Below are 21,198 nucleotides of genomic sequence, written 5' to 3'. Positions count from 1 at the left end.
CATGTCGATCGAAGTCCGTAACGTCAGCAAGAACTTCAATGCCTTCAAGGCGCTGAACAGCATCAACCTGGATATTCACAGCGGCGAACTGGTGGCTTTGCTTGGCCCGTCGGGCTGCGGTAAAACGACCTTGCTGCGTATCATCGCAGGCCTGGAAACCCCGGACGAAGGCAACATCGTGTTCCACGGTGAAGACGTCTCGGGCCACGACGTGCGTGATCGCAACGTTGGTTTTGTATTCCAGCATTACGCGCTGTTCCGCCACATGACGGTGTTCGACAACGTCGCTTTCGGCCTGCGCATGAAGCCGAAAAAAGAACGCCCGAGCGAAACCCGGATCGCCGAAAAAGTCCACGAACTGCTGAACATGGTGCAACTGGACTGGTTGTCGGATCGCTACCCCGAGCAGCTTTCTGGCGGTCAGCGTCAGCGTATCGCACTGGCCCGCGCATTGGCGGTAGAACCCAAGGTGCTGCTGCTGGACGAACCTTTCGGCGCCCTGGACGCCAAGGTACGTAAAGAGCTGCGCCGCTGGTTGGCGCGCCTGCACGAAGACATCAACCTGACGTCGGTCTTCGTGACCCACGACCAGGAAGAAGCCATGGAAGTGGCTGACCGCATCGTGGTAATGAACAAGGGCGTGATCGAGCAGATCGGCTCACCGGGTGAAGTCTACGAAAACCCGGCCAGCGATTTTGTGTACCACTTCCTCGGTGACTCCAACCGTCTGCACATCGGCGAAGACCAGCACGTACTGTTCCGCCCGCACGAAGTGTCGTTGTCGCGTCACGAACTTGAAGACCACCATGCTGCACAGGTACGCGACATCCGCCCATTGGGTGCGACCACCCGGGTGACGTTGAAAGTTGAAGGGCAAAGCGAGTTGATCGAGGTTGAAGTGGTCAAGGACCACGACAGCCTGACCGATCTGGTGCGCGGCGAGACGTTGTTCTTCAAGCCGAAGGTGTGGCAGAAAGCGTAAACCTGTAGCCGCTGCCGCAGGCTGCGATGGGCTGCAAAGCAGCCCCGCTTGTAAATAAAAAGCGAAGGGCCTGCGGCCCTTTTCGCAGCCTTCTGCAGCGGCTACAAGTACATGGCTTTTACGGCTTTTTCAGTTTCGGATTCGGAAAAAACTGCACCGCCTGCACTTTAGGATCCGGGGCTTTTTTCAGCGCTGACGTATTAACCCGCGTACCCAATTCCTTGGGCACCGACAAACCCTGTTCATTCAACGTGTCCGAATAACCGCAGGCCACGCATTCGCGGTGCGGCACTTCGTCTTCGTTCCACATCATCAATTTGTCAGGCTCGCTGCACGCCGGGCAGACAGCCCCGGCGATAAAACGCTTTTTGGTCACATTCACAGGTGCATCACTCATGCTGCCGAATCCTCGGTCAGGCCGCTGTGACGCAACAAGGCGTCAATCGACGGCTCACGGCCACGGAAGTCCTTGAACAATTCCATCGGGGCCAACGAACCACCACGGGCCAGAATCGCCTGGCGGAATGCCTTGCCGGTGTGAGGGTTGAACACGCCTTCTTCTTCAAAGCGCGAGAACGCATCCGCCGACAGCACTTCAGCCCACTTGTAGCTGTAGTAACCCGCCGCGTAACCGCCCGCGAAGATATGCGCAAAACTGTTAGGGAAGCGGTTGTAAGCCGGTGGGCGCATGACCGACACCTCATCGCGGATGCCGTCCAGCACCTGCGCTACGCTGCGACCGTCACCGTGGGTGGCGTGCAGTTCGAAGTCGAACAGCGAGAACTCCAGCTGACGAACCATCATCAGTCCGGACTGGAAGTTCTTGGCCGCCAGCATCTTGTCCAGCAGGTCTTTGGGCAGTGCCTCGCCGGTTTCGTAATGGCTGGAAATCAGTGCCAGACCTTCAGGCTCCCAGCACCAGTTTTCCATGAACTGGCTCGGCAGCTCGACCGCATCCCAGGCAACACCGTTGATACCGGACACGCCTGCGTGTTCGATCTCGGTCAGCATGTGGTGCAGGCCGTGGCCGAATTCGTGGAACAGGGTGGTGACTTCGTCGTGGGTCAGCAGTGCAGGCTTGCCCGCAACCGCTGGGGTGAAGTTGCACACCAGGTTGGCCACCGGGCTTTGCAACGTTCCGGCCGCAGTGCGGCGACGATCACGGGCGCCGTCCATCCAGGCACCGCCACGCTTGTTGGCACGGGCGTAGAGGTCAAAGAAGAAGCGGCCAATGTGCTCGCCGTTTTCCTTGATTTCAAACAGGCGAACATCCGGGTGCCAGGTGTCGAACCCTTTGATTTCGGCAATTTCAATTCCGTACAGACGCTGCACGATGGCGAACAGGCCGCCCAACACCTTGTCGATCGGGAAGTAAGCGCGCAGTGCCTCTTGGGACACGCTGTAACGCTGCTCGCGCAGTTTCTCGCCGAAGAAGCCTGAGTCCCAGCTTTTCAGCTCCGCAGTGCCTTGCTCGGCGGCGTAGGCTTGCAGTTGTTCAAGATCACGCGCAGCAAAAGGCTTGCTGCGCTTGGCCAGATCGCGCAGGAAGGTCAGCACCTGATCCGGGGTTTCAGCCATTTTGGTGGCCAGGCTCAGCTCGGCAAAGCTGCCAAAACCCAAGAGTTTCGCAAGTTCCTGACGCAGGTCGAGGATCTCTTCCATCACCGGACCGTTGTCGAACTTTCCGGCATTCGGGCCTTGGTCCGAGGCGCGGGTGCAGTACGCAGCGTAGACTTCTTCGCGCAGAGCGCGGTCTTGCGCATAAGTCATGACCGGGAAGTAGCTCGGGAACTCCAGGCTGATCAGCCAGCCGTCCAGACCTTTGGCCTGCGCAGCGGCAGCCATTTGCGCCTTGGCCGAATCGGTCAGACCCGCCAGCGCGGCTTCGTCGGTGATGTGCTTGGTCCAGGCCTGGGTCGCGTCCAACAGTTGGTTGGAAAACTTGCTGCCCAGTTCGGAAAGCTTGCTCTGCACTTCCGCGTAACGCTTCTGCTCAGCCTCTGGCAGGTCAATACCCGACAGACGGAAGTCGCGCAGCGAGTGCTCAAGAATAGTTTTTTGTGCCTGATCGAAATCGGCTACTTGCGGGCTGTGGGCCAGGGCTTCGAAAGCCTGGAACAACTCACGGTTCTGGCCCATCTCGGTGGAATAGGCGCTCAACGCAGGCAGGCAAGCCTCGTAGGCTTCACGCAACTCTGCGCTGTTGCACACTGCATTGAGGTGGCTGACCGGGCTCCAGGCCGCGCCCAGTCGGTCGTTCAGCTCATCCATCGCCAATACCAGGCCAGCCCATGTCGGGTTCTGGCCCTGGTCCTTGAGGATGGCTTGAATGCCGGCGCGGTTGTCGGCGAGGATCTGCTCGATGGCCGGCTGTACGTGCTCAGGACGGATCGCCGAGAACGGCGGCAGGTCGTAGGGCTGCAAAAGAGGGTTGTTCTCGCTCACGTTTGGCACCTTGGCTTGAAGAAACATTGAGCCATCTTAATTACAATCGACTCAGACCGCAGCATTGCAACACCCTATTACGGCTAAAGAAGGAAGCTATTTGTGTCCATCCGTCCATTCCAGCAGCACATACCGACCCTGGGCGAGCGCGCCTTTGTCGACCGCTCGGCGGTGGTGATCGGCGATGTGGAGATCGGCGCCGACAGTTCAATCTGGCCGCTGACCGTGATTCGCGGCGATATGCACCGCATCCGCATCGGCGCCCGCACCAGCGTGCAGGACGGCTGCGTACTGCACATCACCCACGCGGGGCCCTTTAACCCCGAGGGCTTCCCGCTGTTGATCGGCGACGACGTAACCATCGCCCATAAAGTCATGCTGCATGGTTGCAGCGTGGGCAGCCGTATCCTGATCGGCATGGGCAGCATCGTGATGGACGGCGCGGTGATTGAAGACGATGTGATCGTCGGTGCGGGCAGCCTGGTACCACCGGGCAAGCGTCTGGTCAGCGGTTTTCTGTATGTGGGCAGCCCGGTCAAACAGGTGCGTGAGCTGACCGAAAAGGAAAAAGCGTTCTTCACCTACAGCGCCGGCAACTACGTAAAACTCAAGGACCAGCATTTGGCCGAAGGCTATCACCTGGCCGTTTAAGCCCCCTATTTTGGAGCCCTGCATGCATTACCAAAACGTATTGTTCGACCTCGACGGCACCCTGACCGACCCACGCGAAGGCATCACCCGTTCGATCCAGTTCGGCCTGAGCAAGCTGGGCATCGATGAACCTGACCTGACTAAGTTTGAGCACTTTATCGGCCCGCCGCTGCTGCAACAGTTCATGGCCACATATGACTTTGACGAAGCAAAAGCGTGGGAAGCAATGGGCTTTTACCGCGAGCGTTTCGCCGTGACCGGCCTGTATGAAAACCAAGTGTTCGAGGGCGTCACGCCGCTGCTCGAAGAGCTGGTGGCACAGGGTCGCCAACTGTTTATTGCGACTTCAAAACCGCATATCTATGCGCGTGAAATTGCTCGTCATTTTGATTTCGCCAAGCACTTCAAAGTGATCTACGGCAGCGAACTGGATGGCACCCGCACCAACAAGGTCGAGCTGATTGCCCACTTGATAAGTGAGCAAGGCCTGGACCCGGCTCAAACCCTGATGATCGGTGACCGCAAGCACGACCTGATCGGCGCCCGCGACAATGGTATGGACGCAGCAGCTGTGGGTTATGGCTTTGGCAGCTTTGAAGAGCTGAACTCGTTTGCGCCCAAGTACCACTTTGAAACACTGGCCGAGCTGCATCAGGCCTTCAAGCGCTGAAGAGCTTCGTAGCAGCTGCCGTAGGAACGAGGCTGCGTCCGGTTGCGCAGCGACCGTAGAATCTGAAATTCGGGTTTAACTGGCACACTGCAGTGTCTGATTTTACGACTGCTGCGCAGCCGGACGCAGCCTCGTTCCTTCGGCAGCTGCTACCGGCAGTCTTATCTTTGCAGCGGCTGTCGCAACTCAATCTCGCGGCGCAAATCCTCGCGCCAGCCCAGCAAAAAACCCAGCTCCACCACCACAAACAACGGCCCCACGATCAGCCCGGTCAGATCATCGATAAACGCCGGCTTGCGCCCTTCGTAGTAATGCCCGACAAACTGAATCACCCAGCCCAACACAAACAACCCAATGCTCCAACCCAGCCAAGCGGCCGTGCTCAACGACGCCAGCGAATGCCCCAGCCATACCGCCAACCCCAGCAGCAGCGTCATCAATACTCCGAGCCGCAGCTCAAGGCGCAGGTAAAAAACCGCGCTTGCCAGCATCACTAACAACGCCGGTGAAACCCCAGCCCATTGCGGTCGCGACAGCAGCGCAGCCACGGCAACCACAATCAACGGGATGCCAATGAAGTGGCTGACGATATTGCGTCGGTCACGGTGATAGGCCGCGTATTGGCTCAGGTGGTCGACCAGGCTTTTCATGGTGCAGAATCCTCAAGGATCACTTTTTGGTTATAAACAAATAGCTTCTTATTCCTTAGCGAATCTAAAAACCGTCCCTATACTGACTCGGTAACACACATACCGCTGGAGGCGCACACCCATGGGCAACGATTCGATTCGCTATTTGATAGTGCCGGGCTGGCAAGGTTCGTCCGACGATCATTGGCAAACCCACTGGCAAAACAGCTTACCGAACAGTACTCGGGTGGAGCAGGCCGACTGGCTGACGCCGCGCCGCGAGGACTGGATCGCCGCCCTGGCCGAGGCCATTGCCGCCGACAGCACTCCCGTGATTCTGATTGCCCACAGCCTGGGTTGCATTACCGTAGCCCATTGGGCCGAGCGTGCGCCAGAAAGCCTGTTGAGCCAAGTGCGCGGCGCGTTACTGGTAGCCCCGGCCGATGTCGAGCGCCCGGCCTGTGCGCCCGCCTTGCGCAACTTTGCACCTATACCGACCCGACCATTACCGTTCCCCAGCCAGATAGTCAGCTCGGACAACGATGGCGCAGTCAGCGCGCCACGAGCCATGGAGTTCGCCCGCCAATGGGGCGCCGAGGTCGGCATTATCAGCGGTGCCGGGCATATCAACGTCAAGTCCGGACACCAGCGCTGGGAGCAAGGTTTCGCCTTTTTGTACCGCCTGCAAACCCGCATCGAACATGGCGCCCTGCGCCGCGCATGAATTTTTGTAACGCCCGCGCCCACCCTTAGGCGGCGGGCGGGAGCCTGCCATGAGCCTGCATGAAACCTTCGGTCAGCCGTTGCTGACCTTTCCCGACGCGGAAAAAAGCCCCCTGAGCATTCGCGCCAAGGCGCTGGTGTTTGTCGACCCGCGTTCGCGCCAACTACGCAACGACCTGGAACAGTTGGCGCCCCGCGCCTTGCCCGTGTTGATCCGGGGCGAAACTGGCAGCGGCAAGGAGCTGCTGGCGCGGCATATTCACCGCGCCAGCGACCGCACCGGTTTGTTTGTTTCGGTCAATTGCGGGGCGATCAGCCCAACTTATGCCGATGCCGAGCTGTTCGGCTATGCCGCAGGAACCCACAACAGTTCGGCCAGCAGCCGCGCGGGGTGGTTTGGCTCGGCCAATGGCGGCACTTTATATCTGGACGAAATTGGCGACTTGCCTCTGGCGATCCAGGTCAAGCTACTGGCCGCGCTGGAAACCCACGAAGTCACCCGTGTGGGCGCCCATCAACCCAGCCCGGTCGATGTGCGACTGGTCGCGGCCACCAGCATTGATCTGGCCCAGGCGGTAAGTGCCGGCAAATTCCATGAGCGGCTGTATTACTACCTCAGCGAAGGGCGACTGGACTTGCCCGCGTTGCGCGAACGGCCAGGGGACATCCTGTCCCTGGCTGAATACTTTTTAGGCATCTACAGCCAACGCCTGAGCCTGCCCGTGCCGTTTATCAGCGACAGCGCGCAACGGGTACTTGAGCGCTACAGCTGGCCGGGCAACACCCGTGAACTGGAAAACGTGATTCATTTTGCACTGCTGGTGAGCACCGGCGAAGAGATCCAGCCCGAGCACTTGAACCTTCCCGATGGTCTGAGCCAGATTGAACAATTTATAAAAGGGGCGACAGAGCAGGAGTTGGCGGCGCTCAAGCAACTTCTTTCTTGACCCTGTGGGAGCGAGCCTGCTCGTGAAGACGCGCTATCGTTTACGACCTTCGCGAGCAGGCTCGCTCCCACAAACATCTCGTCAAGTGAACAAAATGGCATAAGAAGCTGAATAAATATTATTGTTCTGGAATAAAGAAACTCGGTATTGTCCATTTCGTCTTCCAAGAACCGTCATCCGAACGGTCACACACTTAAGGGTATTGCATGAAAAAGGTTCTGTTGTTTACCGCATTGGCGGCTGCTTTGACTGCAGGCCTGGTACAAGCTGGCGAAAAGCTGGTAGTGGCTGCAACGCCAGTCCCCCACGCCGAAATCCTTGAGTTGATCAAACCAACCCTCGCCAAAGAAGGCGTGGATCTGGAAATCAAAGTGTTCACCGACTATGTGCAACCGAACGTGCAAGTTGCCGAGAAGCACCTGGATGCCAACTACTTCCAGACCCTGCCGTACCTCGAAAGCTTCAACAAAGGTAAAGGTACTAACCTGATCACCGTGGTCGGCGTTCACGTTGAACCGTTCGGCGGCTACTCGAAAAAGATCAAAAACCTGTCTGAGCTCAAAGACGGCGCGACCATCGCTATCCCTAACGAAGGCAGCAACAGCGGCCGTGCTTTGATCCTGCTGCAAAAGGCTGGCTTGATCGAACTCAAAGACCCGACCAACGCTGTTTCCACACCAAAAGACATCGCCAAGAACCCGCACAACTTCAAGTTCAAGGAGCTTGAGTCTGCACTGCTGCCACGCGTGCTGGACCAGGTTGACCTGGACATGATCAACACTAACTACGCGCTGGAAGCGGGTCTGAACCCAGCCACCGACGCGCTGATCATTGAAGGTGCCGATTCGCCGTACGTGAACTTCCTGGTAGCCCGTCCTGACAATAAGGACAGCGTAGCGATCCAGAAGCTGGCCAAGGCCCTGACCAGCCCTGAAGTGAAAGCCTTTATTGCCGAGAAATACAAAGGTGCGGTGCTGCCAGCGTTCTAAACCACGCCCGCTTCACTGCAAACGCCGACGACTTTTAAAGCCGTCGGCGTTTTTATTTGTCGGGCCAATACCACGTGGGCTTATCCAGCATCCGCTGGCCGACCACTTCAGTCTGGCCAAGGTTTTTTTCCAGCACGATGCAGTTGCACTCCGGGTCTTGCTGCAAGGCGGCGATCAGGCGCCGGGCATGGGACACCACCCATATCTGTGAGTGCTGCGAGGCGCTGATGATCAACCGCGCCAAGGCAGGCAACAGGTCCGGGTGCAGGCTGGTCTCGGGCTCGTTGAGCACCATCATGCTCGGCGGGCGCGGGGTGAGCAGGGCGGCGATCAACAACAGATAGCGCAGCGTACCGTCTGACAACTCGGCGGCCGACAATGGCCGCAGCAGCCCCTCCTGATAAAACTCGATATAAAAATGCCCGCCGGGCACGCACTCGATTTCCAGCCTGGCGCCGGGGAACGCATCGCAGATCGCGGCATGCAGGGCTTCGGGGTTGCCAACTTCAAGGATGGTTTGCAACGCCGCCGCCAAATCACGGCCATCGTGATGCAGCACCGGCGTGCGTGTGCCCAGTTGCGGCTGGCGCACAGGAGCGTCGGGGTCGGTGCGAAAGTGATCGTAAAAGCGCCAGCCACGGATGGACTCGCGTAACAGCAAGACTTCAGGCGACGCCTGTAAGCTGCCGATCTGATCGAACAGGCTGTCGAACAACGGCGTGTGCTGTGCCAGCACCTGCCAGTTGCGACCATCACGAGCGCGGACCATGGGCCCTTTGCGCTCCACCAGCTCACTGGCCGGCCGGTAAAAAGGCCCCGCCCAGATACTCTCGTGCTTGATTTGCGGATCGAGGTTGAACTGCGTGCGCCCTGGTATCGGCAAGCCCAAGGCGATGGCGTAGCTGAAGTCCTCTGCGGCAAACCCCAGGCGCAGCCGCTTGGCCCCCTGATGGACGCTGGCATTTATATCGACTTCGCCCTGTTTCATGCGCCGAGAAATCACCTCTGGTCCGGCCCAGAATGTTGAACTCAGACCACCTTCGCGGGCCAGGGCATTGACCACTCCGCCCTGGGCGGTTTCGGCCAACAAGCGCAGTGCTCGGTAAAGATTCGATTTGCCGCTGCCGTTGGGGCCAGTGATCAGATTCAGTCTGGCCAAGGGCACCACCAACTGGTTGATGGAGCGGTAATTGGCCACCGCCAGGGTGGTAAGCATGGATAACCTCATTTCGAAGTAGATATTTGTAGCCGCTGCCGCAGGCTGCGATAAGGGCCGCAGGTCCTTCAAGATTTCAGGGGCAGGTCACTACGCAACCGGTCGCAACCGGCGGCAGCGGCTACAAATACAACGCACATAGAGTCCCACAGAGTGGAAAGCCTGTTCTACGCTATCAACCGTATTCGAATGTTAATCAGCATCACGCAAAGGAGCTTGCATGGCTGGTCCACTGAACACGGGCATTTTGGGCTTAAGCCTGTTGGCGCTACTCACCGCGTGTGGCAAAGAGGGGCCCAAAGAGCCTTTATCGCCTCGGGTGTATGTACAGCAGGTAAGCACTCGCGAATTTGCACTGCCGATTCAACTCAGCGGCGATATTCAAGCCCGGGTCGAAACCCGGCTTTCATTTCGCGTGGGCGGCAAGATTATCGAACGCAAGGTCGATGTGGGTGATCACATCCAGGCCCAACAGGTGCTGGCCCGCCTCGACCCCAAAGACCTGAAGATCCAGGTCGAGACCGCCCAGGCCAGCGTCAACGCGCAGCAAGCGCAAGTGGTGCAAACCCGGGCTGCGTTTATTCGTCAGCAAAAATTGCTGCCAAAAGGCTACACCAGCCAAAGCGAATACGACGCGGCCAACGCGGCCCAACTGAGTGCCAAAAGTGCCTTGGCGGCTGCCCAGGCCCAACTGGCCAACGCCCGCGAACAACTGAGTTACAGCAACCTTGAAGCCGAGGCACCCGGCATCATCACCGCGCGCCAGGCCGAAGTCGGGCAAGTGGTGCAGGCCACCATGCCGATTTTCACCCTGGCCCGCGACGGTGCCCGCGACGCAGTTTTCAACGTGTATGAGTCGTTGTTTATCGAGCCGCCCAAGAACCCCACGGTGCAAGTCACGCTGCTGAGCGATCCGACGATCAAGGTCAACGGCCAGATCCGCGAAATCACCCCCACGGTGGCCGCGCAAAGCGGCACGCTACAAATCAAGGTACAACTGGATGCACTGCCCAAAGGTATGGACCTGGGCTCGATTGTCAGCGTCAACCTGACCCCGCCACCCAGCCGCAGCATCGAGCTTCCATGGTCGGCCTTGACCAAAGACATCAGCGAACCCGCCGTGTGGATCGCCGACGAGCAAAGCAACGTACGCCTGCAGCGGGTCAAGGTCGGGCGTTACCTGACCGGCAGCGTGATCGTCAGCGATGGTCTTAAGGATGGAGAGAATGTCGTGGTCGCAGGCGGACAATTGTTACACCCCGGCATGAAGGTTGAAATCGTCCCAGCCCCAGCCCAGGGGGTGCAGCTATGAGACATTTTTGGGTGATGCCATTGGCCGCCGCCATGCTATTGGGCTGCTCTGAAAAACGGCCACCCGAGCCCGTGCGCCCGGTGCTGTACGTAGTGGCCCAACCAGAGTTGGCGCAAAACCTGGGGCGCTTTGCCGGCAATATCGAGGCCCGTTACGAAAGCACGCTGGGCTTTCGTGTACCGGGGCGCATTGTGCGGCGCTTTTACGATGTGGGCGCGGAGGTCAAACAGGGCGACATTCTGGCCAACCTCGACCCGACCGATCAACAAAACCAGTTGCGCTCGGCCCAAGGTGATCTGGCCAAGGTACAAGCGCAATTGATCAACGCCCGAGCCACCGCCCGACGCCAGCAAGAGCTGCTCGACCGTGGTGTTGGCGCTCAGGCTCAACTGGACACCGCACAAGCCGACCTCAAGACCACCCAGGCCTCGATGCAACAGGCGCAAGCCGCGGTGAACCAGGCCCAGGACCAACTCAGTTACTGCAACCTGCGCGCTGACCATGACGCGGTCATCACCCAATGGCAGGCCGAGGCCGGGCAAGTGGTCAGCATCGGCCAGGAAGTCGTTACCCTGGCCCGCCCTGAAATCAAGGAAGCCGTGATCGACTTGCCGGGCCCGCTGGCCGAGGAGCTCCCCAAAGGCATCGTGTTCCTGGTCGCCGGCCAGCTCGACCCGAACGTCAACACCCGCGCCCATGTCCGTGAGATCGCCCCGCAAGCCGACAGCGCCACCCGTACTCGTCGTACCCGCCTGACACTGGACCAGACTCCGGCTGCATTTCGTCTTGGCAGTTCGGTCAGCGTGACCGTCAGCAGCCCGACCGCCGAGCATTTCCAGTTGCCACTGACCGCCGTGCAGGTCGTCGACGGTCACAGCCGCGTGTGGGTTATCGACAAGGCAGCGCAAACCGTCAGCCCGCGTGACGTCACCGTACAGCGACGCGATGCAAAAACCGTGTTGTTGTCTGGCGGCATAACCGCAGGCGACAACGTAGTCAGCGCCGGCGTGAACAGTCTCAGTCCCGGACAGAAAGTCAGACTCGATAAGGAAAGCTCGCAATGAATGGGAAGTTCAACCTGTCCGAGTGGGCCCTCAAGCATCAGTCATTTGTCTGGTATTTGATGTTTGTGGCGGTGGTCGCCGGGATTTTTTCGTATATCAATCTGGGCCGCGCAGAAGACCCGTCCTTCGCCATCAAAACCATGGTGATCCAGAGCAAGTGGCCTGGTGCTACGGTCGATGAAACCCGATTGCAAATCACCGACCGCATCGAGAAAAAGCTCGAAGAGCTGGATTCGCTCGACTACGTGCAAAGCTATACCCGGCCCGGCGAATCCACGGTGTTTGTGTTCCTCAAGGACACCACCAAGGCCGATGCCATTCCCCATATCTGGTATGAGGTCCGGAAAAAAATCGGCGACATCCGCGGCGATTTCCCCCAGGGCATTCAAGGTCCGGGGTTCGACGATGAGTTCGGTGATGTGTATGGCACCATCTTCGCCTTCACCGGTGACGGCTTCACCATGCGCCAGCTGCGCGACTACGTGGAGCAGGTGCGCACCGGGATTCGCGATGTTCCCAACCGCGGCAAGGTAACGACCATTGGCGAGCAGGAGGAAACCTTCTACCTGGACTTTTCGACCCGCAAACTGGCAGCGCTGGGCCTGGACCAGGAACATATCCTTGAAAGCCTGCAACAACAGAACGCCGTGACCCCCGCCGGTGTCATCGAAGCGGGCCCGGAACGCATGTCGGTACGCACCTCGGGGCAGTTCCACAGTGTTGAAGACCTGGCAGCGGTGAACCTGCGGGTCAACGACCGTTTTTACCGACTGGCCGACATCGCCGATATCAGCCGGGGCTACGTCGACCCGGCAGCCCCCATGTTCCATTACAACGGTAAGCCAGCCATCGGCCTGGCAATCGCCATGATCGACGGCGGCAACATTCAGGAGTTCGGCAAGGAGCTGCAACAACGCATCGACGACCTGACTGCACAGTTGCCGGTGGGCGTGGGCGTACACATGGTGTCCGATCAGGCGCAGGTAGTTGAAGTGGCCGTGAGCGGCTTCACCAGCGCGCTGTTTGAAGCCGTAGTGATCGTATTGGCAGTGAGTTTTATCAGCCTGGGACTGCGCGCCGGGTTGGTGGTAGCGATCTCGATCCCGCTGGTTCTGGCCCTGGTGTTCGTGTTTATGGAGTTCACCGGCATCGCCATGCAACGGGTGTCGCTGGGTGCATTGATCATTGCCCTCGGCTTGCTGGTAGACGATGCGATGATCACCGTGGAGATGATGATCACACGGCTCGAACTGGGGGAAACCAAGGAGCAGGCAGCAACCTTTGCCTATCACTCCACAGCCTTCCCGATGCTCACCGGCACACTGGTCACGGTGGCCGGGTTTGTCCCCATCGGACTGAACAACAGCTCGGCGGGGGAATACACCTTCACCCTATTTGCGGTAATTGCCGTGGCGATGCTGGTGTCATGGGTGGTGGCGGTACTGTTCGCCCCGGTGCTGGGCGTGCATATCCTCAGCGCCAAGGTCAAACCCAAATCCGAGACACCAGGGCGTCTGGCCCAGGTTTTCAACAGCGGTCTGCTGTGGTGCATGCGTAATCGCTGGTGGACCATCGGCGCCACGGTGCTGATGTTTGTAATGGCGGTGTTCGGCATGGGGCTGGTGCAGAACCAGTTCTTCCCGGCCTCCGATCGCCCCGAAATCCTGGTGGACCTGAACCTGCCGCAAAACGCGTCGATTCAGGAAACCCTGAAAGTCACCCAGCGTTTTGAAGAGTCACTCAAGGGCGACCCGGATATCGTGCGCTGGAGCTCGTACATCGGCGAGGGTGCGATCCGTTTCTACCTGCCGCTGGACCAACAACTGCAAAACCCCTTTTATGCTCAGTTGGTGATCGTCAGTACCGGGCTTGAGAGTCGAGATGTGTTGATCGAGCGTCTGAACAAGCGTCTGCGCGAGGAGTTTGTGGGGGTCGGCAGTTTCGTCCATACCCTGGAGCTGGGCCCGCCGGTAGGGCAGCCGCTGCAATACCGGGTCAGCGGGCCGAATATCGATCTGGTGCGCAAGTATTCGATCGACCTGGCCTCGGTGCTCGATGCCAACCCCAACGTCGGTGAAACCATCTTCAACTGGAACGAGCCCGGCAAGGTCCTGCGCATCGATATTGCCCAGGACAAGGCCCGCCAGTTCGGACTGTCGTCCGAGGACGTAGCCCATGTGATGAACAGCATCGTCAGCGGGGCAGCCGTCAGCCAGGTGAAGGACAACATCTACCTGATCAATATCGTCGGACGGGCCAACAGCAGTGAACGTGGCACCCCCGAAACCCTGCTCAACCTGCAAATCACCACGCCGAGCGGCACCTCGATTCCGCTACTGGCCTTTGCCACGGTGCGCTACGAGCTGGAGCAGCCTTTGATCTGGAGCCGTGACCGGATTCCCACCCTGACGCTCAAAGCCTCGGTGCGCGGTTCAATGCAACCGACCGATCTGGTCACGCAGCTCAAACCGGACGTCGACAAGTTCGCCGACAGCCTGCCCTTGGGCTACAACCTGCAAACGGGCGGCACGGTGGAGCAAAGCGCCAAGGCCCAGGGCCCGATCGCCAAGGTAGTGCCGTTAATGCTGTTCTTGATGGCAACGTTCCTGATGATCCAGCTGCAAAGTGTGCAGAAGATGTTCCTGGTGGTGAGTGTCGCGCCGCTGGGGCTGATCGGCGTGGTTCTGGCGTTGGTGCCAACCGGTACGCCGATGGGCTTTGTGGCAATTCTGGGGATTCTGGCGCTGATCGGCATCATCGTCCGTAACTCGGTGATTTTGGTGACCCAGATCGACCAGTACGAGCGTGACGGCTATGACCCGTGGCACGCGGTGATGCAAGCCACCCAGCATCGACGCCGGCCGATCCTGCTCACCGCTGCGGCCGCCAGCCTGGGCATGATCCCGATTGCCCGTGACGTGTTCTGGGGGCCGATGGCCTACGCCATGATCGGCGGGATCCTGTCGGCCACCTTGCTCACGCTGCTGTTCCTGCCAGCGCTGTATGTGGCCTCGTACAAGATCAAGGAGAACAAGAACCCGCCGCCCACACATGTTTGATTATCCCTGTGGGATTAGTGTGAATTTACGAATACCGGTATCAAATCAGCGGTCTTTATCCGCGTGAACGCACATGTGAACCTAGCCCAACGCCTAATCCAATACGGAGTGTTGCCATGAGTTCCACACAACCTGACGTCGCCATTATCACTGGCGCTTCTCGCGGCATCGGTGCCGTTATTGCCAGACAGCTGGCCCGCCAAGGTTTTGCCGTGGTCATCAACTACGCCAGCAGCGCCAGCGAAGCCACTGCCTTGGTCGCAGAACTGCGCAGGGACGGGCACCAGGCGATTGCCGTGCAAGCCGATGTGGCCAGCGCCGCCGACGTAAAGCGCTTGTTCGATGAAACCGAGCAGCAGCTCGGCAAAGTTGATGTACTGATCAATAACGCAGGTGTGCTCAATGTTCTGCCGCTGGCCCAGTACAGCGACGAACTGTACGACCACACCTTCAATATCAATACCAAAGGCACTTTCAACACCCTGCGCGAAGCCGCCACCCGGCTGAACGGCGGCGGGCGCATCGTTAACTTTTCGAGCAGTACGGTGGGCATGAACCTGCCGGGTTACGCGGTGTACATCGCCAGTAAAGCGGCGGTTGAGTCATTGACCCAAGTGTTTGCCAAAGAGCTGCGCGGTCGCCAGATCACAGTCAACGCCGTGGCTCCGGGGCCAGTAGCGACGGAGCTGTTCTTGCGTGGCAAGAGCGAAGAACAGATCCAGACCTTCTCCCAGATGCCGCCCCTGGAGCGCTTGGGCCAGCCGCAAGACATCGCCAATATCGTCTCATTTCTGGTGAGCCCGGCAGCGGATTGGGTCAATGGGCAGATTTTGCGGGCCAATGGAGGGTTGGTGTAAGCAAAAGAGCCCCTCACCCTCCGGGAGAGGGTGAGGGGCTCTTGCCTTGGGCTTTTAACGCTCCGCCTGCCCCTGTTGCATCACCCACTGCACCACTTGCGGCATGAGGGTGTCGCTGGCTTGGCCAAAGCCGGCAACCACGCTCGGCACCATTGGATTGCTCAGTGGCTGGCGCGCTTCAAAACGCTTGGAGGCGATCACCCGCTGGTCGCTGCTACGCACCAAGCGAGCGTTGTACTGGATCAGCACTTGCGGGCTTTTGCCATTGTAGTGTGTCTGGAACGCCAACAATTCCCCACCCAGCTCGTAATCCGACTGCAAGTTGCTGTCGTCGGTACTCAAGCCCTGGATCCGGCCATCCTGCAGGAAGGCATCGAGCAGACGGTTGCGCAGCAGCACCGGCGCGGTATCGCTCCAGCGCGCACCCTTGTAGTTGCTGATCAGGTTGCCTTCGGGCACCACTGCAATGTTCTGGTTGTTCAGCGCACCGCTGGCCATCGGCTTGTCGAGGCGCAACGACCACGTCACCGGGGCGCTGTGGCTGGCAGCAACAGGCACTTGCGCAGCCGGCAACCGATACATATCGACCTGCTCCGGCTTGGGCAAGATTGAACAGGCGCTGAGCAGGCTCAGGCTGGCCGCAAGGACGATAGAACCTGCCAGGCGATAAGTACGCTTCATGGGGTAAATTCCTTGTTCTGTTCGCGGCCCAGCAAGTAACCGCTTGGGTTGGCTTCCAGGCGTCGCGAGATCGAGCGCAATGTGCCTAGGGTTTCGCGCAGTTCATTGACCGCCGGGCCAAGTTGATTCAGACCTTGCAGGCCGCTGTTAAGCGATTGCTCATTGTTGTCGATCAGCTTGTTGATGGTTGCGCTACTTTGTTCCAGAGACTTCATGGCGCTCTCTGCGCTGCTGAACATCTGTTTGCCATCGGTGCTCAGCAGACCATTGGCGTTGCGCATCAGTGCAGTGGTTTGCTCAAGCGTGGCGCTGGCCTGTTTGCCGACCTGGGCCAGCTGTTTCAACGTCTGGCTGATATCGCCACGCTGGCCGGCTATGGCCGTGGTGGTTTGCTCAAGATTATCCAGCGTCTTGCTGACGCGGCTGATGTTCTCTTCAGAGAACAGGCCATTGGCGTTATGCAGCAGCATGTTGACGTTGGCCAACAAGTCGTTGCCATCGGTCAACAGCCGGGCAATCGGCGAAGGCGAAGCCACGATTTCCGGCAGTTTGCCGTCCTTACCCTTGAGGGCAGGGCTGCTCGGATCGCCACCACTGAGCTGGATGATCGAGGTGCCGGTGACGCCGGTCAGCGCCAGCTTGGCCTTGGTGTCGACCTTGACCGGCGTGCCAGCCGCCAGGCGAATACGCGCCAATACGCGACGCGGGTCTTTTTCGTCCAGGCGCAGTTCGATAACGTCACCTACCTTGATTCCGTTGTATTGCACCGAGCTGCCTTTGGACAGACCGCTGACGGCTTCATTGAACACCACTTCGTAATCCTTGAACGTGCTGTCCATGCTCGCCTTCGCCAGCCACAGGCCAAACAGCATGCCTCCAACGACAACCAGGACGCTGAACAGGCCGATCAATACATGATGGGCACGGGTTTCCATGTCATTGCTCCTTAAGCTGGGTTGCCGCTTCGTATGCGGCGCGGCCACGGGGGCCATGGAAATATTCATGAATCCACGGGTCGTCGAAGTCTTCAACTTCACGGATGGGCGCAGCCACCAACACCCGTTTTTGCGACAGCACTGCCACCCGGTCAGTGATGGTGTACAGCGTGTCGAGGTCGTGGGTGACGAGAAACACACTTAAACCCAGCGCATCGCGCAGGGTCAGAATCAGTTGGTCAAACGCTGCCGCACCAATCGGATCGAGCCCGGCGGTGGGTTCGTCAAGAAACAGGATGTCCGGATCCAGCGCCAGCGCCCGTGCCAATGCCGCGCGCTTGACCATCCCGCCCGACAGTGAAGACGGGTATTTGTCGGCGGCCGACAAGGGCAACCCGGCCAGCGCCAGCTTGACGCACGCCAGATGCTCGGCGTCAGGGCGGCTCAGCCCCGCGTGCTCGATCAGGGGCAGGGCGATGTTTTCAGTCACCGTCAGCGAAGAAAACAGCGCACCACGCTGAAACAACACGCCAAAGCGCCGTTCAATCAACGAGCGCTCGGTTTCCTGCAGGTTCATCAGGTCTTGGCCAAACACTCGCACTTGCCCTGATGTGGGCCGACGCAGGCCGACAATACTGCGCAGCAGTACGGATTTACCGGTGCCGGAACCCCCGACCACACCGAGAATCTCCCCCTTGTACACATCCAGATCGAGGTGTTCGTGCACCGTTTGGCTACCAAAGCGGTTGCACAAATCACGCACCTCGATCACCGCCTCGCCGGGCTTGCGCATAGACACACTCACCAGCCCATCTCCATAAAGAACAACGCGGCTACGGCGTCGAGGACGATCACGATAAAGATCGATTGCACCACGCTGGACGTGGTGTGGGCGCCGACAGATTCGGCGCTGCCGCTGACCTTGAAGCCCTCAAGGCAGCCCACTGCAGCGATCAGAAAGGCGAAGAACGGCGCTTTGACCATGCCCACCAGAAAGTGCTGAACACCGATATCGGAGTGCAGCAGCGAAATAAACATGTCGGGGGAAATGCCCAGCGATACCACGCACACCACGGCGCCACCGAGGATGCCCGCCATCATGGCCAAAAAGGTCAGCAGCGGCAGAGCGATCAACAGGGCCAGTACCCGCGGCAGCACCAGCAAGTCCATCGGATCGAGGCCCAAAGTACGAATCGCATCGATCTCTTCGTTGGCCTTCATTGAGCCGATTTGTGCAGTAAAGGCACTGGCCGTGCGGCCAGCCAGCAGGATGGCGGTCAGCAACACGCCAAATTCACGCAGGAAGGAAAACGCCACCAGGTCTACGGTGAAAATTCCTGCGCCAAAGTTGGCCAGCACCGTGGCGCCAAGAAATGCCACCACAGCGCCCACCATAAAGGTCAGCAACACCACAATCGGCGCGGCGTTGAGCCCGATCTGCTCGATATGTGCTACCACTGGTGTAATGCGCCACTGTTTGGGGCGAAACAGATTGCGCACCAGGGTTTGCAGGATCAAGCCGATAAAACCCAGCAGTTGCAGCGTGTCTTGCCACAGCTTGTAGACCGAGCTGCCGATGCGGCTCAACAACAAAATGCCTATGTTCTGCTCAGCGGTTTTGACCGGCACACAGAAATCACGCATTGAGGAATAGACCGTTTGCAGCAAAGCACGGTCGGCGGCGGGAAGTTTCTGTGCGGTTTTGGTCAACTGACTGACGCGCTCTGCACCCAACAACTCCACCAACAGCGACGCACCCGCCGTATCGATACTGGAGACGTCATCCAGGTCGATGGCGGTCTGGGCGTCGTACTGACCGACCAGTTGCTCGGTCTGCTGCTTGAGGCGAGTGTAATGGGCAAGCGTCCAGTCGCCGCTGATCAGCAGTCGCGCAGGATTACTGGACGTGTCTAGTTGGGCATTGCCCGCCATGGCCGTAATAGTCTTAAGCTCCCAGCTCAGTACGTTGAAACGCAGACCTTATGTAATAGCACAATCCTGCAAAAGTGTTTCAGTTTGCCGGAGCTAGCGCAGGCACAGATTGATCTGGATTAACTCGGAAGCGCAAAACGCCGATCATCTGCCCATCTTCAGTCAGCACCCGAACTTGCCAGCGACCCACCGGATCGGGCGGGAAGTTCTGTTTGTGAGTCCAGGCGCGATAGCCCTCTTTGCGCCCGCCATGGATATCCAGGGCTATACGGTCGACTTCCTGGCCGTTGAGTTGCCAAACATGGTAAATCCGCTCGTTCAGACCCCGCGGAGCATTGATCGAGGTATACGCGTAGAGCCCACGAGTACGCAGCTCGCTGACGCTGATGTCCTCGATACTTTCGCCCGGCGTACGGTCTTGCAGCTGGGTGGTGACCGCGACTTCAGTCATCCACAGCGTGGCGGGGGGTACCCAGGAGCGCAGCAACCAGCCGGTGCCACCCAGTACCATGACGATCAGCGGTAGCACCAGCCAGCCGCGCCAGGTTTTCAGCGGCAAGCTCACGGCCAAGCTGGGGATTGAAAGCAACACAGCGGTGCCCAGCGCCAGCTTGTAGCTCTGGGCGGTGGTCAGGTTAAGGATAATCGGCAGCGCCGTCAGCATCGCCGCGAACAGTGCCAGGGTGTGCAACGCCAAAAACAGCCAGCGCCGGGGGGCCAGCCATTTGTAATACAGCGGGTCGGTAATGGTGATCAACGCGCACACACCGAGCAGCCCGGTAAAGACCAACTGGCCGCTGTTCCAGGTAGTGGTGATGAAGAAAAACGGCAGGACGAAAAACAGACTTTCCTGGTGGATCATCTGGGTCGCATAGCGCAGCAAAGGAGGGGGGATTTCGCGTTTGAACACCCGGCTGAACAACTGGGTGAAACTGTTTTCCAGCATCAGCCAGACCCAGCTCACCAGCAGGATCACGGCGATCCAGCGGGCCATACCTTGCTGACGGTCCACCAGAATAAAACTGCTCACACCCGAGCAAAAACCAAACGCCGCGATCAGCCCTGGGTAGCGCTTCATCAACTCAAGGATGCGCTGTACGTAGTGGTTCCAGTCTGGCATTTAGCGATTCACATTCTGTAAGGACAATATCCTCGACAGAATAGCGTTTTAGACGGGATACGTCTGGGACGTTTGCTCAAGTCATGGTGCGAAATCCGTAGCAGCAGCCGAAGGGACGAGGCTGCGTTCGATTGCGAAGCGATCGTAAAATCAGGGCGCGTGTTTTAACTGAATAATCGCGTTTACTGATTCTGCGACGGCTTCGCCGCCGAACGCAGCCTCGTCCCTTCGGCAGCTGCTACGGGACTTGCTTGCAGTTTCTGATTAACGCACGCTGCTTTCGAAGCGGCTCACACCCGTCAACTCCAGCACCAGTTCATCACCCACATTCAGCGGGCCAACACCCACCGGGGTGCCGGTCATGATCACGTCACCGGCTTGCAGCGAGAAGCACGCGGCCATGTGTTGGATCATCGGTACAATCGGATTGAGCATCAGGGCGCTGCTGCCGTCCTGGCGCACTTCGCCATTGATAGTCAGGCGAATGCCAATATCGGCCAAGTCAGCAAACGTGCTGCTCTGTACGAAAGGGGCGAGTACGCAGGCGCCGTCGAACGATTTGGCGATTTCCCACGGCAAGCCCTTGCCCTTGAGCTCTGCCTGTTTGTCGCGCAGGGTCAGGTCCAGGCCGGGAGCAAAACCGGAGATAGCGTCCAGCACTTCTTCCACACTCGGGTTGTTCGACAGGGGCTTGCCGATCAGCACCGAGATTTCTGCCTCGTAGTGGACTGAGCCACGTTCGGTCGGAATGGTAAAACCGCCTTCCAGCGGCACGACACAACTGCCCGGCTTGATGAAAAGCAGAGGTTCAGTCGGGATCGGGTTATCCAGCTCTTTGGCGTGCTCGGCATAGTTACGGCCGATGCACACCACTTTCCCGATAGGAAAGTGAATCCGGGTACCGTCGACATACTGGTGCTGATAGCTCATGGACCGACTCCGCTGTTGGCTAGTGACTCCGTAGCAGCTGCCGAAGGCTGCGTCCG

Annotated in this window: 20 protein-coding genes; 10 read left to right on the top strand and 10 right to left on the bottom strand. The window is 58.9% G+C overall.

Annotated features, from left to right (window positions below):
* Position 1: 1 nt before the first annotated feature.
* The gene (locus V6L79_RS03615) at positions 2–982 is read left to right on the top strand and encodes a sulfate/molybdate ABC transporter ATP-binding protein (protein ID WP_261740418.1); all 981 of its coding nucleotides are present in this window, start codon (positions 2–4) and stop codon (positions 980–982) included.
* Between the two features lie 118 nt (positions 983–1,100).
* Here the strand turns inward: V6L79_RS03615 and V6L79_RS03610 are convergent, their stop codons facing one another.
* The gene (locus V6L79_RS03610) at positions 1,101–1,379 is read right to left on the bottom strand and encodes a YheV family putative zinc ribbon protein (RefSeq protein ID WP_095027602.1); all 279 of its coding nucleotides are present in this window, start codon (positions 1,377–1,379) and stop codon (positions 1,101–1,103) included.
* Complete coding sequence (prlC, locus tag V6L79_RS03605) at positions 1,376–3,454, bottom strand: oligopeptidase A (RefSeq protein WP_261740417.1); 2,079 nt, start codon at positions 3,452–3,454, stop codon at positions 1,376–1,378. The genes V6L79_RS03610 and prlC overlap by 4 nt, the downstream gene beginning before the upstream one ends.
* Positions 3,455–3,529: 75 nt before the next feature.
* On the opposite strand from prlC, the gene V6L79_RS03600 reads away from it, so the two are divergent.
* Together V6L79_RS03600 and V6L79_RS03595 are read left to right on the top strand one after the other, a co-directional pair.
* A complete protein-coding gene (locus tag V6L79_RS03600) occupies positions 3,530–4,078 on the top strand; it encodes a gamma carbonic anhydrase family protein (protein ID WP_338579830.1) in 549 nt (182 codons plus the stop codon).
* Between the two features lie 22 nt (positions 4,079–4,100).
* Positions 4,101–4,748 carry an HAD family hydrolase gene (locus V6L79_RS03595; RefSeq protein ID WP_338579829.1) on the top strand — a complete coding sequence of 216 codons (648 nt, stop codon included), beginning with the start codon at positions 4,101–4,103 and terminating at the stop codon, positions 4,746–4,748.
* 161 nt (positions 4,749–4,909) lie between these two features.
* On the opposite strand, the gene V6L79_RS03590 is transcribed toward V6L79_RS03595, so the two are convergent.
* Entirely contained in the window at positions 4,910–5,398 is a 489-nt protein-coding gene (locus tag V6L79_RS03590) for an Mpo1-like protein (RefSeq protein ID WP_338579828.1), read from the bottom strand.
* A 121-nt stretch (positions 5,399–5,519) separates the two neighbouring features.
* Here V6L79_RS03590 and V6L79_RS03585 point away from each other — a divergent pair, with 121 nt between their 5' ends.
* From V6L79_RS03585 to V6L79_RS03575, 3 genes are all read left to right on the top strand, one after another.
* Entirely contained in the window at positions 5,520–6,101 is a 582-nt protein-coding gene (locus tag V6L79_RS03585; protein ID WP_321835240.1) for an alpha/beta hydrolase, read from the top strand.
* A 49-nt stretch (positions 6,102–6,150) separates the two neighbouring features.
* Positions 6,151–7,047 carry a sigma 54-interacting transcriptional regulator gene (locus V6L79_RS03580; protein ID WP_261740412.1) on the top strand — a complete coding sequence of 299 codons (897 nt, stop codon included), beginning with the start codon at positions 6,151–6,153 and terminating at the stop codon, positions 7,045–7,047.
* Positions 7,048–7,253: 206 nt separating this feature from the next.
* Positions 7,254–8,036, top strand: a complete 783-nt coding sequence (locus V6L79_RS03575; protein WP_338579827.1) for a MetQ/NlpA family ABC transporter substrate-binding protein — start codon at positions 7,254–7,256, stop codon at positions 8,034–8,036.
* 52 nt (positions 8,037–8,088) lie between these two features.
* Here V6L79_RS03575 and V6L79_RS03570 read toward each other — a convergent pair whose 3' ends face one another.
* Positions 8,089–9,252, bottom strand: coding sequence for an AAA family ATPase (locus V6L79_RS03570; RefSeq protein WP_338579826.1), 1,164 nt, complete (start codon positions 9,250–9,252; stop codon positions 8,089–8,091).
* A gap of 220 nt (positions 9,253–9,472) precedes the next feature.
* Here V6L79_RS03570 and V6L79_RS03565 point away from each other — a divergent pair, with 220 nt between their 5' ends.
* The 4 genes from V6L79_RS03565 to V6L79_RS03550 all read left to right on the top strand — a co-directional run bounded on the left by V6L79_RS03565 (position 9,473) and on the right by V6L79_RS03550 (position 15,544).
* Positions 9,473–10,564, top strand: a complete 1,092-nt coding sequence (locus tag V6L79_RS03565; RefSeq protein WP_321835235.1) for an efflux RND transporter periplasmic adaptor subunit — start codon at positions 9,473–9,475, stop codon at positions 10,562–10,564.
* A complete protein-coding gene (locus V6L79_RS03560) occupies positions 10,561–11,628 on the top strand; it encodes an efflux RND transporter periplasmic adaptor subunit (protein WP_321838257.1) in 1,068 nt (355 codons plus the stop codon). The genes V6L79_RS03565 and V6L79_RS03560 overlap by 4 nt, the downstream gene beginning before the upstream one ends.
* Positions 11,625–14,687: an efflux RND transporter permease subunit gene (locus V6L79_RS03555; protein ID WP_261740407.1), complete on the top strand. Its 3,063-nt coding sequence runs from the start codon at positions 11,625–11,627 to the stop codon at positions 14,685–14,687. Before V6L79_RS03560 ends, V6L79_RS03555 begins: the two co-directional genes overlap by 4 nt.
* Before the next feature lie 116 nt (positions 14,688–14,803).
* Positions 14,804–15,544: an SDR family oxidoreductase gene (locus tag V6L79_RS03550; RefSeq protein WP_261740406.1), complete on the top strand. Its 741-nt coding sequence runs from the start codon at positions 14,804–14,806 to the stop codon at positions 15,542–15,544.
* 54 nt (positions 15,545–15,598) lie between these two features.
* Here V6L79_RS03550 and V6L79_RS03545 read toward each other — a convergent pair whose 3' ends face one another.
* The 6 genes from V6L79_RS03545 to V6L79_RS03520 all read right to left on the bottom strand — a co-directional run bounded on the left by V6L79_RS03545 (position 15,599) and on the right by V6L79_RS03520 (position 21,142).
* Complete coding sequence (locus V6L79_RS03545; protein ID WP_261740405.1) at positions 15,599–16,225, bottom strand: ABC-type transport auxiliary lipoprotein family protein; 627 nt, start codon at positions 16,223–16,225, stop codon at positions 15,599–15,601.
* A complete protein-coding gene (locus V6L79_RS03540; protein ID WP_261740404.1) occupies positions 16,222–17,160 on the bottom strand; it encodes an MlaD family protein in 939 nt (312 codons plus the stop codon). The genes V6L79_RS03545 and V6L79_RS03540 overlap by 4 nt, the downstream gene beginning before the upstream one ends.
* A 1-nt stretch (position 17,161) precedes the next feature.
* Complete coding sequence (locus V6L79_RS03535; protein ID WP_261742525.1) at positions 17,162–17,953, bottom strand: ABC transporter ATP-binding protein; 792 nt, start codon at positions 17,951–17,953, stop codon at positions 17,162–17,164.
* 8 nt (positions 17,954–17,961) lie between these two features.
* A complete protein-coding gene (locus tag V6L79_RS03530) occupies positions 17,962–19,092 on the bottom strand; it encodes an MlaE family lipid ABC transporter permease subunit (RefSeq protein WP_338579825.1) in 1,131 nt (376 codons plus the stop codon).
* A 79-nt stretch (positions 19,093–19,171) separates the two neighbouring features.
* Positions 19,172–20,212 carry a DUF2914 domain-containing protein gene (locus tag V6L79_RS03525; protein WP_261740402.1) on the bottom strand — a complete coding sequence of 347 codons (1,041 nt, stop codon included), beginning with the start codon at positions 20,210–20,212 and terminating at the stop codon, positions 19,172–19,174.
* Positions 20,213–20,476: 264 nt separating this feature from the next.
* On the bottom strand, positions 20,477–21,142 hold the full coding sequence (locus tag V6L79_RS03520; protein ID WP_321835228.1) for a fumarylacetoacetate hydrolase family protein: 666 nt from the start codon (positions 21,140–21,142) through the stop codon (positions 20,477–20,479).
* Positions 21,143–21,198 lie beyond the last annotated feature (56 nt).

Source organism: Pseudomonas sp. ML2-2023-6 (assembly GCF_037055265.1).
In the GTDB taxonomy this organism is placed as follows: domain Bacteria; phylum Pseudomonadota; class Gammaproteobacteria; order Pseudomonadales; family Pseudomonadaceae; genus Aquipseudomonas; species Aquipseudomonas kulmbachensis.
This window is presented reverse-complemented; position numbering and strand designations above follow the sequence as displayed.

Excerpts from the sequence above, each read along its gene's own strand:
- V6L79_RS03545 (WP_261740405.1), bottom strand. The coding sequence starts at position 16,225 with ATGAAGCGTACTTATCGCCTGGCAGGTTCTATCGTCCTTGCGGCCAGC.
- V6L79_RS03525 (WP_261740402.1), bottom strand. The coding sequence starts at position 20,212 with ATGCCAGACTGGAACCACTACGTACAGCGCATCCTTGAGTTGATGAAG.
- V6L79_RS03550 (WP_261740406.1), top strand. The coding sequence starts at position 14,804 with ATGAGTTCCACACAACCTGACGTCGCCATTATCACTGGCGCTTCTCGC.
- V6L79_RS03540 (WP_261740404.1), bottom strand. The coding sequence starts at position 17,160 with ATGGAAACCCGTGCCCATCATGTATTGATCGGCCTGTTCAGCGTCCTG.
- V6L79_RS03590 (WP_338579828.1), bottom strand. The coding sequence starts at position 5,398 with ATGAAAAGCCTGGTCGACCACCTGAGCCAATACGCGGCCTATCACCGT.
- V6L79_RS03530 (WP_338579825.1), bottom strand. The coding sequence starts at position 19,092 with ATGGCGGGCAATGCCCAACTAGACACGTCCAGTAATCCTGCGCGACTG.
- V6L79_RS03615 (WP_261740418.1), top strand. The coding sequence starts at position 2 with ATGTCGATCGAAGTCCGTAACGTCAGCAAGAACTTCAATGCCTTCAAG.
- V6L79_RS03585 (WP_321835240.1), top strand. The coding sequence starts at position 5,520 with ATGGGCAACGATTCGATTCGCTATTTGATAGTGCCGGGCTGGCAAGGT.
- V6L79_RS03560 (WP_321838257.1), top strand. The coding sequence starts at position 10,561 with ATGAGACATTTTTGGGTGATGCCATTGGCCGCCGCCATGCTATTGGGC.
- V6L79_RS03520 (WP_321835228.1), bottom strand. The coding sequence starts at position 21,142 with ATGAGCTATCAGCACCAGTATGTCGACGGTACCCGGATTCACTTTCCT.
- V6L79_RS03575 (WP_338579827.1), top strand. The coding sequence starts at position 7,254 with ATGAAAAAGGTTCTGTTGTTTACCGCATTGGCGGCTGCTTTGACTGCA.
- V6L79_RS03580 (WP_261740412.1), top strand. The coding sequence starts at position 6,151 with ATGAGCCTGCATGAAACCTTCGGTCAGCCGTTGCTGACCTTTCCCGAC.
- V6L79_RS03610 (WP_095027602.1), bottom strand. The coding sequence starts at position 1,379 with ATGAGTGATGCACCTGTGAATGTGACCAAAAAGCGTTTTATCGCCGGG.
- V6L79_RS03570 (WP_338579826.1), bottom strand. The coding sequence starts at position 9,252 with ATGCTTACCACCCTGGCGGTGGCCAATTACCGCTCCATCAACCAGTTG.
- V6L79_RS03565 (WP_321835235.1), top strand. The coding sequence starts at position 9,473 with ATGGCTGGTCCACTGAACACGGGCATTTTGGGCTTAAGCCTGTTGGCG.
- V6L79_RS03535 (WP_261742525.1), bottom strand. The coding sequence starts at position 17,953 with ATGCGCAAGCCCGGCGAGGCGGTGATCGAGGTGCGTGATTTGTGCAAC.
- prlC (WP_261740417.1), bottom strand. The coding sequence starts at position 3,454 with ATGTTTCTTCAAGCCAAGGTGCCAAACGTGAGCGAGAACAACCCTCTT.
- V6L79_RS03555 (WP_261740407.1), top strand. The coding sequence starts at position 11,625 with ATGAATGGGAAGTTCAACCTGTCCGAGTGGGCCCTCAAGCATCAGTCA.
- V6L79_RS03595 (WP_338579829.1), top strand. The coding sequence starts at position 4,101 with ATGCATTACCAAAACGTATTGTTCGACCTCGACGGCACCCTGACCGAC.